Genomic DNA, 16,700 nt, shown 5'->3' on the forward strand with positions numbered 1-16,700 from the left:
GGAGCAAGCTCCCTCGCCACAAGGGCGGTAGCATCGATTCCGTCAGTTCAGCAACTGCACAACGCGTTATCCAGCACTTCACGTAGCGCCGAAGGGTGGTCGATCACCACATCCGCGCCCCAGTGCCTGGGGTTGTCGTCCGGGTGGATGTAGCCGTAGGTCACCGCGCAGGTCTTGGTGCCGGCGCTGCGGCCGGACTCGATGTCCCGCAGGTCATCGCCCACGAACAGCACGCTGGCCGGGTCCAGGTCGAGCATCTTGCAGGCCAGGGTCAGCGGTTCCGGGTCCGGCTTGCTGTTTTTCACGTGGTCAGGGCAGATCAGCACTTTCGAACGCTCGGCCAGGCCCAGTTGCTGCATGATCGGTTCGGCGAAACGCACGGGCTTGTTGGTGACCACGCCCCAGATCAGGTTGGCCGCTTCGATATCGGCCAGCACTTCGGCCATGCCGTCGAACAAGTGGCTGTGGACCGCACAACCCTTGAGGTAGCGGTCGAGGAACTCCTGGCGCAATTCCTCGAACCCTGGTGATTCCGGGTCCATGGAGAAGGTCACCGCGACCATCGCCCGGGCGCCGCCGGAAATCTCGTCGCGAATATGTTGGGTGTTCATCGGTGGCAAGCCACGGTCGGCGCGCATGGCCTGGCAAATGGCGATGAAATCCGGCGCGGTGTCGAGCAGCGTGCCGTCCATGTCGAAGAGAACCGCTTTGAGACGCATCGCCTTACTCCTCGCGCAGGGTCTGGATCATGTAGTTGACGTCAACGTCGGCGGCCAGCTTGTAGTGCTTGGTCAATGGGTTGTAGGTCAGGCCGATGATGTCCTTGACGGTCAGCCCGGCCGCACGGCTCCAGGCGCCCAGCTCGGAAGGGCGGATGAATTTCTTGAAGTCGTGGGTGCCGCGTGGCAGCAGCTTCATGATGTATTCGGCGCCGATGATGGCGAACAGGTACGCCTTCGGGTTGCGGTTGATGGTGGAGAAGAACACCTGGCCGCCCGGCTTGACCATGCTAAAGCAAGCGCGGATGACCGAGGACGGGTCCGGCACGTGTTCGAGCATTTCCAGGCAGGTGACCACGTCGAATTGGCCGGGCATTTCTTCGGCCAGGGCTTCGGCGGTGATCTGCCGGTATTCCACGCTGACGCCGGACTCCAATTGATGCAGTTGCGCCACCGCCAGCGGCGCTTCGCCCATGTCGATGCCCATCACCGTCGCCCCGCGCTGGGCCATGGCCTCACTGAGGATGCCGCCACCGCAACCGACGTCGAGGACCTTCTTGCCGGCCAGGTTGACCCGTTCGTCAATCCAGTTGACCCGCAGCGGGTTGATGTCGTGCAGCGGTTTGAATTCGCTTTCACGGTCCCACCAGCGATGGGCCAGGGCTTCGAACTTGGCGATTTCGGCGTGGTCGACGTTGCTCATGTGCAGATCCTCGAAAAGCTTGAAAAATCAGATGCCCCGAGCCGTGGCTCCAGGGGCGTGGTCATTCGTTGTGGCCGCTGATGCGCCGACCCCAGGCCTGGGCCGTGGCGATCAGTGTCGGTTCGTCCATGCGGGTCAGCCGGCCATCCTCCAGTAACGGCTTGCCGCCTACCCACAAGTGTTTGACGCAATCGCGGCCGGTGGCATAAATCAGTTGCGACACCGGGTCGTAGATCGGCTGCTGGGCCAGGCCTGACAGGTCGAAGGCCACCAGGTCGGCGGCCTTGCCGACCTCCAGGGAGCCGACGGTCGCTTCGATGCCCAGCGCCCGGGCACCGTTGAGCGTGGCCATGCGCAGCGCCCGATGGGCATCCAGGGCCGTGGCCGAACCGGCGACGGCCTTGGCCAGCAGGGCGGCGGTGCGGGTTTCACCGAGCAGGTCCAGGTCGTTGTTGCTCGCCGCACCATCGGTGCCGAGGGCGACATTGACGCCGGCTTGCCACAGGCGTTCCACCGGGCAGAAACCGCTGGCCAGCTTCAGGTTCGATTCCGGGCAATGGATCACGCTGCAATTGCTTTCTACCAGCAGGGCCTGGTCCTCGTCGCTGATCTGAGTCATGTGCACGGCCTGGAAGCGTGGCCCCAGCAGGCCCAGGCGTCCCAGGCGAGCCATTGGCCGCTCAGCGGTGTTATCCGCAGCCTGCTGCACTTCGAAGGCGGTTTCGTGAACATGCATATGAATGGCCGCGTCCAGTTCCTCGGCGATCACGCGGATTTTCTCCAGGTTCTCGTCGCCTACCGTATAGGGCGCGTGCGGGCCGAATGCGACTTTGATCCGCGGATGGTGCTTGAGGTCGCCAAACAACTCGATGCCCTGACGAATGGCGTCGTCGGCGCTGGCCGCACCGGGGATCGGAAAGTCGAGGATCGGAATGGCGATTTGCGCGCGAATACCGCTGTCGTGGACGCACTCGCTGGCGATCTTGGGGTAGAAATACATGTCGGAGAAGCAGGTGATGCCACCCTTGATCTGCTCGGCGATTGCCAGGTCGGTGCCATCCCGGACGAAATCTTCATCGACCCATTTGGCTTCAGCCGGCCAGATGTGCTGTTCCAGCCAGGTCATCAAGGGCAGGTCGTCGGCCAGGCCGCGAAAAAGGGTCATGGCCGCGTGGCCGTGGGCGTTGATCAGGCCGGGGCTGAGCAGCATGCCGGGCAGTTCGCGGACCTCGGTGGCGTCACACTTCAGGGCTTCTGCCCGTGGACCGATGAACACGATGCAACCGTCGCGAATGCCCAGGCCATGGTCCTTGAGCACTACACCGGCGGGTTCGACAGGCACCAACCAGGTCGGCAGCAATAATAAGTCGAGCGCAACGGCAGGCTTGGGCATCGTGGAACGGTTCCATGGGGTATAAAGGATGGCGAAGTATACCCGAGCGTCTTCGCGGAGGGATCGCTATAATCGGCGGCTTTTGTTCATGAGTACGGGGTGAAGGATGCGCGATCGACTATTGGCTGCGGAGAAGGTGAAGGCCATCGATTGGCGTGATGGCGTCCTGTACCTGCTGGACCAGCGTAGCTTGCCGTTCGAGGAAAGCTGGATCGCCTGCACCCGTGTCGCCGATGTGGCCGAGGCCATTGGCTCGATGGCCGTGCGCGGCGCGCCGGTCATCGGCATCAGTGCGGCGTATGGCGTGGTGCTGGCGGCGCGGGCCAGGATGGCCGAAGGCGGCGATTGGCAAGCGGCCCTGGAGGCCGATTTTGCCTTGCTGGCCGAGGCCCGGCCGACGGCGGCGAACCTGTTCTGGGCGCTGGATCGAATGCGCGACCGGCTGGGGCGCTTGAAAGAGCATGCCGAGCCGCTGGCGGTGCTCGAGGCTGAAGCCATCGCGATCCACGTGAGCGATCGCGAAGCCAACCTGACCATGGCCCAGTTGGGGGTCGACCTGATCCGCAAGCACCAGGGCAATGCCCAGGCGATTCTCACCCATTGCAACACCGGCGCCCTGGCCACCGGCGGTTTTGGTACGGCCTTGGGGGTTATCCGGGGTGCATATATCGAAGGCATGGTGGAGCGCGTCTATGCCGACGAAACCCGGCCGTGGTTGCAAGGCTCGCGCCTGACGGCGTGGGAACTGGCCCGCGAAGGCATTCCGGTGACCCTCAACGCCGATTCCGCCGCTGCCCATATCATGAAGACCAAGGGTGTGACCTGGGTGATCGTCGGTGCCGATTGCATCGCCGCCAATGGTGACGTGGCGAACAAGATCGGCACTTATCAGCTGGCGGTCTGTGCCATGCACCATGGCGTGCGTTTCATGGTGGTGGCGCCGAGCTCGATCATCGACATGAGCCTGGCCAGCGGTGAGGACATCCCGGCGGAGGAGTGCGACGGGCGCGAACTGCTGGAAATCGGCGGCAGGGAGCTCGACGCGCAGGTGGGTGCCTTCAACCCGGTCTTCGATATCACCCCGGCGGACCTGATCGATGTCATCGTCACGGAAAAGGGCATCGTCGAGCGCCCGGACACCGCGAAGCTGGCGCAGTTGATGTGCCGCAAGCGGTTGCACTGATGGTTTGTGTTGTCTGGCCTGTCGCCATCGCGAGCAAGCTCGCTCCCACATTGGATCGGGTCGTGGCCGAAATCTTGCGCATGCACAGATCCCTGTGGGAGTGAGCTTGCTCGCGATGAGGCCCTTGAAGGCAACAAATCCCTTGCATTTGGCCCCTGAATCTCTATCGGCAGTGCTTCTAAGCCCCTCTGGTCCCATATCAGCCTGTCACCGGTCAACTAACTACGCACCATGCGCATCTGGGGGATAGGTGCGTGGCGGCTCTTGTGATAACATCCGGCGGTTTCCAGGGCTGCCTCGCGAGGTGGCCTTTACTGCGCAGATCCATGGCATAACTCGTTGATTTGTCGTAAGTCGCTGCACGGCATTTGTTCTGCAGCGGCGAGCTTCGTTCGTCCCATCTGGATGTGACGAGGTTTCACCAGAAAAAGGAATCAGGCTTCTCATGGGCGAACTGGCCAAAGAAATCCTCCCGGTCAATATCGAAGACGAGCTGAAACAGTCCTACCTCGACTACGCAATGAGCGTAATCGTCGGGCGGGCGCTGCCGGATGCGCGCGATGGCTTGAAGCCCGTGCACCGGCGCGTGCTGTTCGCGATGAGCGAGCTGGGCAACGACTTCAACAAGCCGTACAAGAAATCCGCCCGTGTCGTCGGCGATGTGATCGGTAAGTATCACCCCCACGGCGATACTGCCGTGTACGACACCATCGTTCGTATGGCGCAACCCTTCTCCTTGCGCTACCTGCTGGTAGACGGCCAGGGCAACTTCGGTTCGGTGGACGGCGACAACGCCGCGGCCATGCGATACACCGAAGTGCGCATGACCAAGCTGGCCCACGAGCTGCTGGCCGACCTGCACAAGGAAACCGTGGACTGGGTGCCGAACTACGACGGCACCGAAATGATCCCGGCGGTCATGCCGACCCGTATCCCGAACCTGCTCGTCAACGGCTCCAGCGGTATCGCCGTGGGCATGGCGACCAACATCCCGCCGCACAACCTCGGTGAAGTCATCGACGGTTGCCTGGCGCTCATCGACAATCCCGAGCTGACCGTCGATGAGCTGATGCAATACATCCCCGGTCCGGACTTCCCGACCGCTGCGATCATCAACGGTCGCGCCGGCATCATCGAAGCCTACCGTACCGGCCGTGGCCGCATTTACATGCGCGCCCGCTCGACGGTCGAAGACATCGACAAGGTCGGCGGCCGCCAGCAGATCGTCATCACCGAACTGCCGTACCAGCTGAACAAGGCTCGCCTGATCGAGAAGATCGCCGAGCTGGTGAAAGAGAAGAAGCTCGAAGGCATCACCGAGCTGCGTGACGAGTCCGACAAGGACGGCATGCGTGTCGTGATCGAGCTGCGCCGTGGCGAAGTGCCTGAGGTGATCCTCAACAACCTCTACGCCCAGACCCAACTGCAAAGCGTGTTCGGCATCAACATCGTTGCGCTGATCGACGGCCGTCCGCGGATCCTGAACCTCAAGGACCTGCTGGAAGCCTTCGTGCGCCACCGTCGCGAAGTGGTCACCCGCCGCACGGTGTTCGAACTGCGCAAGGCTCGCGAGCGTGGTCACATTCTCGAAGGCCAGGCCGTTGCCCTGTCGAACATCGACCCGGTGATCGCCCTGATCAAGGCCTCGCCAACCCCGTCGGAAGCCAAGGAAGCGCTGATCAGCACCCCTTGGGAGTCCACCGCGGTGGTGGCGATGGTCGAGCGCGCTGGCGCCGATTCGTGCCGCCCCGAGAACCTCGACCCGCAATACGGCCTGCGCGAAGGCAAGTACTTCCTGTCCCCGGAGCAGGCGCAAGCCATCCTGGAACTGCGCCTGCACCGCCTGACCGGCCTCGAGCACGAGAAGCTGCTGGCCGAGTACCAGGAAATCCTCAACCAGATCGGCGAGCTGATCCGCATCCTCAACAGCGCTACGCGCCTGATGGAAGTGATCCGCGAAGAACTGGAAGTGATCCGCGCCGAATACGGCGACGTGCGCCGCACCGAGATCCTCGATGCGCGCCTGGACCTGACCCTGGGTGACATGATCCCGGAAGAAGAGCGCGTGGTGACCATTTCCCACGGCGGCTACGCCAAGACCCAGCCGCTGGCCGCCTACCAGGCCCAGCGTCGCGGCGGCAAAGGCAAGTCCGCGACGGGCGTCAAGGACGAGGACTACATCGCTCACCTGCTGGTCGCCAACAGCCACACAACGCTGCTGCTGTTCTCCAGCAAGGGCAAGGTGTACTGGCTCAAGACCTACGAAATCCCGGAAGCGTCCCGTGCCGCTCGTGGCCGTCCGCTGGTCAACCTGTTGCCGCTGGACGATGGTGAATACATCACCACCATGTTGCCGGTGGAAGAGTACACCGAGGGTCACTACATCTTCATGGCCACCGCCAACGGAACCGTGAAGAAGACCCCGCTGGAATCCTTCAGCCGTCAGCGCAGCGTCGGTCTGATCGCCCTGGAGCTGGACGAAGGTGACGTGCTGATCTCCGCTGCCATCACCGACGGCGAGCGTGAGGTCATGCTGTTCTCCGACGGCGGCAAGGTCACTCGCTTCAAGGAGTCCGACGTTCGCGCCATGGGCCGTACCGCTCGCGGTGTGCGCGGCATGCGCCTGCCGGAAGGCCAGAAGCTGATTTCCATGCTGATCCCCGAAGAAGGCAGCCAGATCCTCACCGCTTCGGCCCGTGGTTATGGCAAGCGCACGGCCATCAGCGAGTTCCCTGAGTACAAGCGTGGTGGCCAGGGCGTGATCGCCATGGTCAGCAACGACCGTAACGGTCGTCTGGTGGGTGCTGTCCAGGTGCTCGATGGCGAGGAGATCATGTTGATCTCCGACCAGGGCACCCTGGTGCGCACGCGGGTCGCTGAAGTGTCGAGCCTGGGCCGTAACACCCAGGGTGTGACGCTGATCAAGCTGGCCAGCGACGAAACGCTGGTCGGGCTTGAGCGGGTCCAGGAACCGTCGGAGGTTGAAGGCGAGGAGTTGGACGGCGAGGACGGCGTGGCGTTCGATGGCGCTCTCGGTGCCGATGTCGACGACGCTGTCGGCGACCAACCGCTCGACGCTGCCGCAGACGAAGAAGAACCGCAGGACTAAGCGGACACGCAAGGGGGGCGGATGAAGATTCGCCCCCTTGTTGTTTGTTCCGTTTGAAAATTTGCGACACTGCGCATCCCCCCTGTGGGGGTAATGCTGCTCACTTAAGGTTCGTTTGATTCACTGTGGCGAGGAAGCACGCTCCCTCGCCACGGATTCATCCATACCTGAAGTGAACGATACCCTCTGTGGGAGCGAGCTTGCTCGCGATGACGGCCTGACATTCAGCATCACTGTTGACTGTTACATCGCTATCGCGAGCAAGCTCGCTCCCACAGTGCAGACTCAAGATTTATGTGACCACCAGATCAGAGCGAGATTGGATGTGAGCAAGAGAGCCTATAACTTCTGTGCCGGCCCGGCGGCGCTTCCTGAAGCGGTCCTGAAGCGTGCCCAGGGTGAACTTCTCGACTGGCACGGCAAGGGCCTGTCGGTCATGGAAATGAGCCATCGCAGCGATGAGTTCGTGTCCATTGCCACCAAGGCCGAGCAGGATCTGCGTGATCTGCTGAACATCCCGTCCAACTACAAGGTGCTGTTCCTGCAAGGCGGCGCGAGCCAGCAGTTCGCCCAGATTCCGTTGAACCTGCTGCCGGAAAACGGCAAGGCCGACTACATCGACACCGGCATCTGGTCGCAGAAAGCCATCGAAGAAGCTTCGCGCTACGGTCACGTCAACGTGGCTGCCACCGCCAAGCCCTACGACTATTTCGCGATTCCCGGCCAGAACGAGTGGAACCTGTCCAAGGACGCGGCCTACGTTCATTACGCACCGAACGAAACCATCGGTGGCCTGGAATTCAACTGGATCCCGGAAACGGGCGACGTGCCATTGGTGGCCGACATGTCCTCGGACATTCTCTCGCGCCCTGTGGATATCTCCCGTTTCGGCATGATCTACGCGGGTGCCCAGAAGAACATCGGTCCAAGCGGCATCCTGGTCAGCATCATTCGTGAAGACCTGCTGGGGCGTGCCCGCTCCCTGTGCCCGACCATGCTCAACTACAAGGTCGCGGCCGACAACGGCTCGATGTACAACACCCCGCCGACCCTGGCCTGGTACCTGTCGGGCCTGGTGTTCGAATGGCTGAAGGAGCAGGGCGGTGTCGAAGCCATCGGCAAGCTCAACGAAGTGAAGCAGCGCACGCTGTATGACTTCATCGACGCCAGCGGCCTCTACAGCAACCCGATCAACAAGACCGATCGTTCCTGGATGAACGTGCCGTTCCGCCTGGCCGACGACCGTCTCGACAAGCCGTTCCTGGCCGGTGCCGACGAGCGTGGTTTGCTGAACCTCAAGGGCCACCGTTCGGTCGGTGGCATGCGCGCCTCCATCTACAACGCCGTCGACATCAACGCCGTCAATGCGTTGATCGCCTACATGGCAGAGTTCGAGAAGGAACATGGCTGATGTCTGAGCAAGAACTCAAGGCGCTGCGCCTGCGTATCGATGCCCTGGATGAAAAAGTCCTGGAGCTGATCAGCGAGCGTGCGCGCTGCGCCCAGGAAGTCGCCCGGGTGAAGATGGCCTCCCTGGCCGAAGGCGAAGTGCCGGTGTTCTATCGTCCCGAGCGTGAAGCGCAGGTGCTCAAGCGTGTCATGGAGCGCAACAAGGGGCCGCTGGGCAACGAAGAGATGGCGCGTCTGTTCCGCGAAATCATGTCTTCGTGCCTGGCCCTCGAGCAGCCGCTGAAAGTCGCCTACCTGGGGCCGGAAGGTACCTTCACCCAGGCGGCGGCCATGAAGCACTTCGGTCACGCCGTGATCAGCAAGCCGATGGCGGCCATTGACGAAGTGTTCCGTGAAGTGGCCGCCGGCGCGGTGAATTTTGGCGTGGTGCCGGTGGAGAACTCCACCGAAGGCGCAGTCAATCACACGCTGGACAGCTTCCTCGAGCACGACATGGTGATCTGCGGCGAAGTCGAGTTGCGCATCCACCACCACCTGCTGGTGGGCGAGAACACCAAGACCGACAGCATCAGCCGGATCTATTCCCACGCCCAGTCGTTGGCCCAGTGCCGCAAGTGGCTGGACGCCCATTACCCGAACGTCGAGCGCGTGGCGGTATCGAGCAACGCCGAGGCGGCCAAGCGGGTCAAGGGCGAGTGGAACTCGGCGGCGATTGCTGGCGATATGGCGGCGGGTCTCTATGGGCTGACGCGCCTGGCGGAAAAAATCGAGGATCGCCCGGACAACTCCACGCGATTCCTGATGATCGGCAGCCAGGAAGTCCCGCCGACCGGCGACGACAAGACCTCGATCATCGTTTCCATGAGCAACAAGCCCGGCGCGCTCCATGAACTGCTGGTGCCGTTCCATGACAACGGTATCGACCTGACGCGGATCGAGACCCGTCCGTCGCGCAGCGGTAAATGGACCTACGTGTTCTTCATCGATTTCGTCGGCCACCACCGCGATCCGCTGGTAAAAGGTGTGCTGGAGAAAATCAGTCAGGAAGCAGTGGCACTCAAGGTGCTGGGTTCCTACCCCAAGGCAGTTCTTTAAGGGCGGATAGCAAATGAGTGGCAACTTCCTCGCTCTGGCTCAGCCAGGCGTGCAACAACTCTCGCCTTACGTTCCGGGCAAGCCCGTGGACGAACTGGCCCGTGAGCTGGACCTGGATCCGGCCAGCATCGTCAAGTTGGCGAGCAACGAAAACCCGTTGGGCGCGAGCCCCAAGGCACTGGCGGCGATCCGCGACGAACTGGCCGAGCTGACCCGTTACCCCGATGGCAATGGCTTCGCACTCAAGAGCCTGCTGGCCGAGCGCTGTGGTGTCGAGCTGAACCAAGTGACGCTGGGCAATGGTTCCAACGACATCCTTGAACTGGTGGCTCGTGCGTACCTGGCGCCAGGTCTCAACGCGGTGTTCAGCGAGCACGCGTTTGCGGTCTACCCGATCGCGACCCAGGCCGTCGGCGCGGATGCCCATGTGGTTCCCGCCAAGGACTGGGGGCACGACCTGCCCGCCATGCTGGCCGCCATCGACGCCAACACCCGCGTGGTCTTCATTGCCAACCCGAACAACCCGACCGGCACCTGGTTCGATGCCCAGGCCCTGGATGACTTCCTGCAGGATGTGCCTGCGCATGTGCTGGTGGTGTTGGACGAGGCTTACATCGAGTATGCCGAAGGCAGCGATTTGCCCGATGGCCTGGATTTCCTCGCGGCCTACCCGAACCTGCTGGTTTCGCGCACCTTCTCCAAAGCCTATGGCCTGGCCTCGCTGCGGGTCGGCTACGGTCTGTCCACTGCCGTGGTGGCCGATGTGCTGAACCGCGTGCGTCAGCCGTTCAACGTCAACAGCTTCGCCCTGGCCGCCGCCTGTGCGGCCTTGCAGGATGACGCTTACCTGGCTGAAAGCCGTCGCCTCAACGCGGCCGGCATGCAGCAGTTGGAGGCGGGGCTGCGTGAGCTGGGCCTGGGCTGGATTCCATCCAAAGGCAATTTCATCTGCGTCGACCTGGGGCGTGTCGCCGCCCCGGTGTACCAGGGGCTGTTGCGCGAAGGTGTGATCGTGCGTCCGGTGGCCAATTACGGCATGCCGAACCACCTGCGCATCACCATTGGCCTGCCGACGGAAAACAGCCGTTTCCTCGAGGCGTTGAGCAAGGTCCTGGTTCGTGGTTGATGTCACTTCGCTGCAACCTGCTGCCCCTATGATCGGTCGCCTGGTGGTGGTCGGCCTGGGGTTGATCGGCGGTTCGTTCGCCAAGGGCTTGCGTGAAAGCGGCCTGTGCCGCGAGGTGGTCGGTGTCGACCTGGATCCACAGTCGCGCAAGCTGGCCGTGGAGTTGGGTGTGGTCGATCACTGCGAGGATGACCTGGCGATCGCTTGCCAGGGCGCGGACGTGATCCAGCTGGCCGTGCCGATCCTGGCCATGGAAAAACTGCTGGCACGCTTGGCTAGCATGAATTTGGGGCAGGCGATCCTGACCGATGTCGGCAGCGCCAAGGGCAACGTCGTGCGTGCTGCCACCGAGGCCTTCGGCGGTATGCCGGCGCGCTTCGTGCCCGGTCATCCGATTGCCGGTTCCGAGCAGAGCGGGGTGGAAGCTTCCAACGCCGAACTGTTTCGTCGTCACAAAGTGATCCTCACGCCGCTGGACCAGACGGATCCAGCCGCGCTGGCGGTGGTGGACCGTTTGTGGCGCGAACTGGGCGCCGATGTCGAGCACATGCAGGTCGAGCGTCACGATGAAGTATTGGCCGCCACCAGCCATTTGCCACACCTGTTGGCGTTCGGCCTGGTGGATTCATTGGCCAAACGCAATGAAAATCTTGAGATCTTCCGTTACGCTGCCGGCGGTTTCCGCGATTTCACGAGAATCGCCGGAAGCGACCCGGTCATGTGGCACGACATCTTCCTCGCCAACCGCGAAGCTGTCTTGCGCACACTCGATACATTTCGCAGCGACCTCGACGCCTTGCGCGACGCGGTCGATGCAGGGGACGGGCACCAATTGCTGGGCGTTTTCACGCGCGCCAGGGTGGCCCGCGAGCATTTCAGTAAAATCCTGGCCCGTCGGGCCTATGTGGACGCTATGAACTCCAACGATCTGATTTTCCTGGCACAACCTGGTGGCTCCCTGAGTGGGCGTATTCGTGTACCGGGCGATAAATCGATTTCCCACCGTTCGATCATGCTCGGCTCCCTGGCCGAAGGCGTGACCGAGGTGGAAGGCTTCCTCGAGGGCGAAGACGCCCTGGCGACGCTGCAAGCGTTTCGCGACATGGGGGTGGTCATCGAAGGTCCGCACCACGGCCGCGTGACCATCCATGGTGTCGGCCTGCACGGCCTCAAGCCTGCCCCAGGGCCGATCTACCTGGGTAACTCCGGGACTTCGATGCGTCTGTTGTCCGGCCTGCTGGCCGCGCAGGACTTCGACAGCACCCTGACCGGCGACGCCTCGCTGTCCAAGCGCCCGATGAACCGCGTCGCCAATCCGTTGCGGGAAATGGGTGCGGTCATCGAGACTGCCGCCGACGGTCGTCCGCCGATGACCATTCGTGGCGGCAACAAGCTCAAGGGCCTGACCTACACCATGCCGATGGCCAGCGCCCAGGTGAAATCCTGCCTGCTGCTGGCCGGTCTCTACGCCGAAGGCAAGACCACCGTCACCGAACCGGCCCCGACCCGCGACCACACCGAGCGCATGCTGCGCGGCTTCGGCTACCCGGTCACGGTGGACGGCGCCACGGCGTCCGTCGAATCTGGTAATAAGCTGGCCGCGACCCACATCGAAGTGCCGGGCGATATCTCGTCCTCGGCATTCTTCCTGGTGGCCGCCTCGATCGCCGAAGGCTCCGACCTGGTGCTCGAACACGTCGGCATCAACCCGACCCGTACCGGCGTGATCGACATCCTGCGCCTGATGGGCGCTGACATTACTCTGGAAAACCAGCGTGAAGTCGGCGGCGAACCCGTAGCGGACCTGCACGTACGAGCAGCTAAGCTCAAGGGTATCGAGATTCCGGAGGCGCTGGTTCCGCTGGCCATCGACGAGTTCCCGGTGCTGTTCGTGGCGGCCGCCTGTGCAGAAGGGCGTACCGTGCTGACTGGTGCCGAAGAGCTGCGGGTCAAGGAGTCGGACCGCATCCAGGTGATGGCTGACGGCTTGCTCGCCCTGGGCGTCAAGTGCCAGCCGACGCCGGACGGCATCATCATCGACGGCGGCCAGATCGGCGGCGGCGAAGTCCATGGTCACGGTGATCACCGCATCGCCATGGCCTTCAGTGTTGCGTCTCTGCGCGCCAACGCGCCGATTCGCATCCATGATTGCGCCAACGTCGCCACGTCGTTCCCGAACTTCCTGGCGCTGTGCGCACAGGTCGGTATTCGAGTAGCACAAGAGGCGCAGTCGTGAACATCAAGGCACCGGTCATCACCATCGATGGCCCAAGCGGTTCGGGCAAGGGCACCGTCGCCGGGATCCTGGCCAGGCAGTTGGGCTGGAACCTGCTCGATTCGGGTGCCTTGTACCGGCTGCTGGCATTCGCTGCCGCCAACCATGGCGTCGACCTGACCAATGAAGAATTGCTCAAGGCGCTGGCGGCTCACCTGGACGTGCAATTCATTGCGGCGACTGACGGCCAGCTCCAGCGCATTATCCTGGAAGGCGACGAAGTCAGTGATGTCATCCGTACCGAAAACGTGGGCGCCGGGGCCTCCCAGGTCGCCGCGCTGCCAGCGGTGCGCGAAGCGTTGCTGCAACGTCAGCGCGCCTTTCAGGAGCCGCCGGGGCTAGTGGCTGATGGTCGCGACATGGGCACGGTGGTCTTTCCTGACGCGCCTTTGAAGATTTTCCTCACCGCCAGCGCCGAGGAGAGGGCGCGCCGCCGATATTTGCAGTTGAAGGGCAAGGGCGAGGATGTTAGTCTGTCGAGTCTGCTAGATGAGATCCGTGCACGCGATGAGCGTGACACCCAGCGCGCAGTAGCCCCGCTCAAGCCGGCGGCCGACGCGATACAGCTGGATTCAACGGAGTTGTCCATCGATCAGGTGCTGCAACGCATCATGAGCGAGATCGCCATTCGCGATATCGCCGGGTGACCAGGAAGCTTCGCAGGGGACCAGTCATAGTCCTGCGATGCTTCTTTTATATGAAACTAACCCACACCGTCTGGGGTGTGGAGGCGGGCGTATTCTTCGCCCTAATCAACAGGAATTAAAATGAGCGAAAGCTTTGCGGAACTCTTTGAAGAAAGCCTGAAAACCCTGAACCTTCAGGCAGGCTCCATCATCACCGGTGTTATCGTTGATATCGATTACCAAGCTCGCTGGGTAACCGTTCACGCTGGTCTGAAGTCTGAAGCACTCATCCCGCTTGAGCAGTTCTACAACGACGCTGGCGAACTGAACATCAACGTCGGTGACGAAGTTCACGTTGCGCTGGACTCGGTTGAAGATGGCTTTGGTGAAACCAAGCTGTCCCGTGAAAAAGCCAAGCGCGCTGAATGCTGGATCGTTCTGGAAGCGGCTTTCGCAGCTGAGGAAGTGGTCAAGGGCGTTATCAACGGTAAGGTTAAAGGCGGCTTCACTGTCGACGTTAACGGCATCCGTGCGTTCCTGCCAGGTTCCCTGGTTGACGTCCGTCCAGTGCGCGACACCACGCACCTGGAAGGCAAAGAGCTGGAATTCAAGGTCATCAAGCTGGACCAGAAGCGCAACAACGTTGTCGTTTCCCGTCGCAGTGTCCTGGAAGCCGAGAACTCCGCCGAGCGTGAAGCTCTGCTGGAATCGCTGCAGGAAGGCCAACAGGTCAAGGGTATCGTCAAGAACCTCACCGATTACGGCGCATTCGTCGATCTGGGTGGTGTCGATGGTCTGCTGCACATCACCGACATGGCCTGGAAGCGTATCAAGCATCCTTCGGAAATCGTCAACGTTGGCGACGAGATCGATGTCAAGGTTCTGAAGTACGATCGCGAGCGCAATCGTGTTTCCCTGGGCCTCAAGCAGCTGGGTGAAGATCCATGGGTTGCTATCAAAGCCCGTTACCCAGAAGGCACCCGCGTCACCGCTCGTGTTACCAACCTCACCGACTACGGCTGCTTCGCTGAGCTGGAAGAAGGCGTTGAAGGTCTGGTACACGTTTCCGAAATGGACTGGACCAACAAGAACATCCACCCTTCGAAAGTCGTACAAGTCGGCGACGAAGTGGAAGTCATGGTTCTGGACATCGACGAAGAGCGTCGTCGTATCTCCCTCGGCATCAAGCAGTGCAAGTCCAACCCATGGGAAGACTTCTCTGGCCAGTTCAACAAGGGCGATAAAATCTCCGGCACCATCAAGTCGATCACCGATTTCGGTATCTTCATTGGTCTGGACGGCGGCATCGACGGCCTGGTTCACCTGTCCGACATCTCCTGGAACGAAGTGGGCGAAGAAGCCGTACGCCGTTTCAAGAAGGGCGACGAGCTGGACACCGTTATCCTGTCGGTTGACCCAGAGCGCGAGCGTATCTCCCTGGGCATCAAGCAACTGGAAAGCGATCCGTTCTCCGAGTACGTTCAAGAGAACGACAAAGGCGCAATCGTTAAGGGCATCGTGAAAGAAGTTGACGCCAAAGGCGCCATCATCACCCTGGCCGACGATATCGAAGCGACTCTGAAAGCCTCCGAAATCAGCCGTGACCGCGTTGAAGACGCGCGCAACGTTCTGAAAGAAGGCGAAGAAGTAGAAGCCAAGATCATCAGCGTTGACCGCAAGAGCCGCGTAATCCAGCTCTCCATCAAGTCGAAAGACGATGCTGAAGAGAAAGAAGCAATCCAGAGCCTGCGCGACAAGCCAGCTACCTCTGACATTGCTGCTGGTCCTACCACTCTGGGCGACCTGTTGCGTGCACAAATGGAAAAACAGAACTGAGTTCTGTCAGACCATGAAAAAGGGCGACTTCGGTCGCCCTTTTTTGTGGGTGCGATATTTCATAGCCCTTTGCTTCCTGCAAGCCGTTGTCGATGATGGTGTTCATTTGGGATATTGCGAAACCAATCCTGCGACCAAGATGTCTCTTTTATGAAGCCGATCCTCGTCTATTCAGGGCAAGGCTCCGGCTTGTATAAGTGATCGATCTGGGTCTTTGTCTAAAGGAATTGAATGAATAGGCTCTTTCTGGTGTTGAGTGTCCTGGTGGTGGCGGGTTGCTCTACGAGCGCCAAGACCCATGCAGTGCGTGGAGTCAGTGGTATCGAGGTCGACTGTTCGGGGCTGGGCTCTGGCTGGGAGAAGTGCCATAAGAGGGCTGCCAGGGAGTGCAAGGGGGCTGGCTACAAGGTCATTACCCGGTCCGACGACGCGAAGGATGACGATCAGTACCCTTTTGGTTTTAATCCGGCTGGCTATTTGACTCGTACGATGCTGGTCATCTGTCGATAGCTTGAGGAAAACTTCCTGTCTGCATGGAAAGAAGCAACAAGGGACTGGTGAAGAATGTCAATACTTGGGCTGTTCAAATCCCTCCGGTCATGCTAAAACCTTTTCAAGCGATTTTCCTAGCTGCTTGAAAAAGAAGGGAAAAATATGACGAAGTCGGAGTTGATCGAACGAATTGTCACCCATCAAGGGCTACTCTCATCCAAGGATGTGGAGCTGGCCATCAAGACCATGCTTGAACAAATGTCCCAGTGCCTGGCAACGGGGGATCGTATTGAAATCCGTGGTTTTGGCAGCTTTTCCCTGCATTACCGCGCTCCGCGTGTAGGCCGAAATCCAAAGACCGGTCAATCTGTCAGCCTCGATGGAAAGTTTGTCCCTCATTTCAAGCCGGGCAAAGAGCTTAGGGATCGTGTTAATGAGGAGGAGGGGGATGAGCTCTGACGCAGCACCTAAACAGAGGAGTCTTCATGCGGAACTTTAAGCGTTTGGCCCTTGTCGTACTGGCGCTACTTGTGGCCTCGGCTATTGTCCTGTTCGTACTTGAAAACAACCAGCCGGTCGCACTCCTGTTTCTGGGCTGGTCAGCTCCGCAGCTTCCCGTTTCGGTTTTCGTGATCCTGGCGCTTCTCGCTGGTATGATAGTCGGGCCGTCGCTTGCGTGGTTCCTGGGAATGCGTAGACGGCCGAAATAATGGATATGTGAGCCCAGTAGTCT

14 protein-coding genes are annotated in these 16,700 nt (G+C 61.0%); 11 read left to right on the forward strand and 3 right to left on the reverse strand.

Annotated elements, in window-relative coordinates; genetic code table 11:
* Positions 1–47: 47 nt before the first annotated feature.
* The 3 genes from mupP to J4E53_RS09615 all read right to left on the reverse strand — a co-directional run bounded on the left by mupP (position 48) and on the right by J4E53_RS09615 (position 2,815).
* Entirely contained in the window at positions 48–719 is a 672-nt protein-coding gene (gene mupP, locus J4E53_RS09605) for an N-acetylmuramic acid 6-phosphate phosphatase MupP (protein ID WP_060738596.1), read from the reverse strand.
* A 4-nt stretch (positions 720–723) separates the two neighbouring features.
* Positions 724–1,422 carry a bifunctional 2-polyprenyl-6-hydroxyphenol methylase/3-demethylubiquinol 3-O-methyltransferase UbiG gene (ubiG, locus tag J4E53_RS09610; RefSeq protein WP_060738595.1) on the reverse strand — a complete coding sequence of 233 codons (699 nt, stop codon included), beginning with the start codon at positions 1,420–1,422 and terminating at the stop codon, positions 724–726.
* A gap of 61 nt (positions 1,423–1,483) precedes the next feature.
* The gene (locus J4E53_RS09615) at positions 1,484–2,815 is read right to left on the reverse strand and encodes a TRZ/ATZ family hydrolase (protein WP_103311139.1); all 1,332 of its coding nucleotides are present in this window, start codon (positions 2,813–2,815) and stop codon (positions 1,484–1,486) included.
* A gap of 106 nt (positions 2,816–2,921) precedes the next feature.
* On the opposite strand from J4E53_RS09615, the gene mtnA reads away from it, so the two are divergent.
* The 11 genes from mtnA to J4E53_RS09665 all read left to right on the forward strand — a co-directional run bounded on the left by mtnA (position 2,922) and on the right by J4E53_RS09665 (position 16,677).
* Complete coding sequence (gene mtnA / locus J4E53_RS09620) at positions 2,922–3,998, forward strand: S-methyl-5-thioribose-1-phosphate isomerase (RefSeq protein ID WP_103311141.1); 1,077 nt, start codon at positions 2,922–2,924, stop codon at positions 3,996–3,998.
* A gap of 445 nt (positions 3,999–4,443) precedes the next feature.
* On the forward strand, positions 4,444–7,107 hold the full coding sequence (gene gyrA, locus J4E53_RS09625; RefSeq protein ID WP_103311143.1) for a DNA gyrase subunit A: 2,664 nt from the start codon (positions 4,444–4,446) through the stop codon (positions 7,105–7,107).
* A 325-nt stretch (positions 7,108–7,432) separates the two neighbouring features.
* Positions 7,433–8,518 (forward strand): 3-phosphoserine/phosphohydroxythreonine transaminase, encoded by a 1,086-nt coding sequence (gene serC / locus J4E53_RS09630; protein ID WP_041024563.1) that lies wholly within the window; start codon positions 7,433–7,435, stop codon positions 8,516–8,518.
* On the forward strand, positions 8,518–9,612 hold the full coding sequence (gene pheA, locus J4E53_RS09635; RefSeq protein ID WP_003199233.1) for a prephenate dehydratase: 1,095 nt from the start codon (positions 8,518–8,520) through the stop codon (positions 9,610–9,612). Before serC ends, pheA begins: the two co-directional genes overlap by 1 nt.
* Positions 9,613–9,625: 13 nt before the next feature.
* Positions 9,626–10,738, forward strand: a complete 1,113-nt coding sequence (hisC, locus tag J4E53_RS09640) for a histidinol-phosphate transaminase (protein WP_103308837.1) — start codon at positions 9,626–9,628, stop codon at positions 10,736–10,738.
* A gap of 28 nt (positions 10,739–10,766) precedes the next feature.
* Positions 10,767–12,974: a bifunctional prephenate dehydrogenase/3-phosphoshikimate 1-carboxyvinyltransferase gene (locus J4E53_RS09645; protein ID WP_256587173.1), complete on the forward strand. Its 2,208-nt coding sequence runs from the start codon at positions 10,767–10,769 to the stop codon at positions 12,972–12,974.
* Positions 12,971–13,660: a (d)CMP kinase gene (gene cmk, locus J4E53_RS09650; RefSeq protein WP_103308839.1), complete on the forward strand. Its 690-nt coding sequence runs from the start codon at positions 12,971–12,973 to the stop codon at positions 13,658–13,660. Before J4E53_RS09645 ends, cmk begins: the two co-directional genes overlap by 4 nt.
* Positions 13,661–13,780: 120 nt before the next feature.
* Positions 13,781–15,475, forward strand: coding sequence for a 30S ribosomal protein S1 (gene rpsA, locus J4E53_RS09655; RefSeq protein ID WP_060738589.1), 1,695 nt, complete (start codon positions 13,781–13,783; stop codon positions 15,473–15,475).
* Positions 15,476–15,706: 231 nt separating this feature from the next.
* Positions 15,707–15,985 carry a hypothetical protein gene (locus J4E53_RS30760; RefSeq protein ID WP_092167526.1) on the forward strand — a complete coding sequence of 93 codons (279 nt, stop codon included), beginning with the start codon at positions 15,707–15,709 and terminating at the stop codon, positions 15,983–15,985.
* A gap of 144 nt (positions 15,986–16,129) precedes the next feature.
* On the forward strand, positions 16,130–16,426 hold the full coding sequence (ihfB, locus tag J4E53_RS09660) for an integration host factor subunit beta (protein WP_003199243.1): 297 nt from the start codon (positions 16,130–16,132) through the stop codon (positions 16,424–16,426).
* Positions 16,427–16,452: 26 nt separating this feature from the next.
* Entirely contained in the window at positions 16,453–16,677 is a 225-nt protein-coding gene (locus tag J4E53_RS09665; protein ID WP_041475801.1) for a lipopolysaccharide assembly protein LapA domain-containing protein, read from the forward strand.
* The last annotated feature ends 23 nt before the right edge of the window (positions 16,678–16,700 follow it).

It is taken from the genome of Pseudomonas sp. FW305-28, from assembly GCF_017351395.1.
Taxonomy (GTDB): Bacteria; Pseudomonadota; Gammaproteobacteria; order Pseudomonadales; family Pseudomonadaceae; genus Aquipseudomonas; species Aquipseudomonas fluorescens_AA.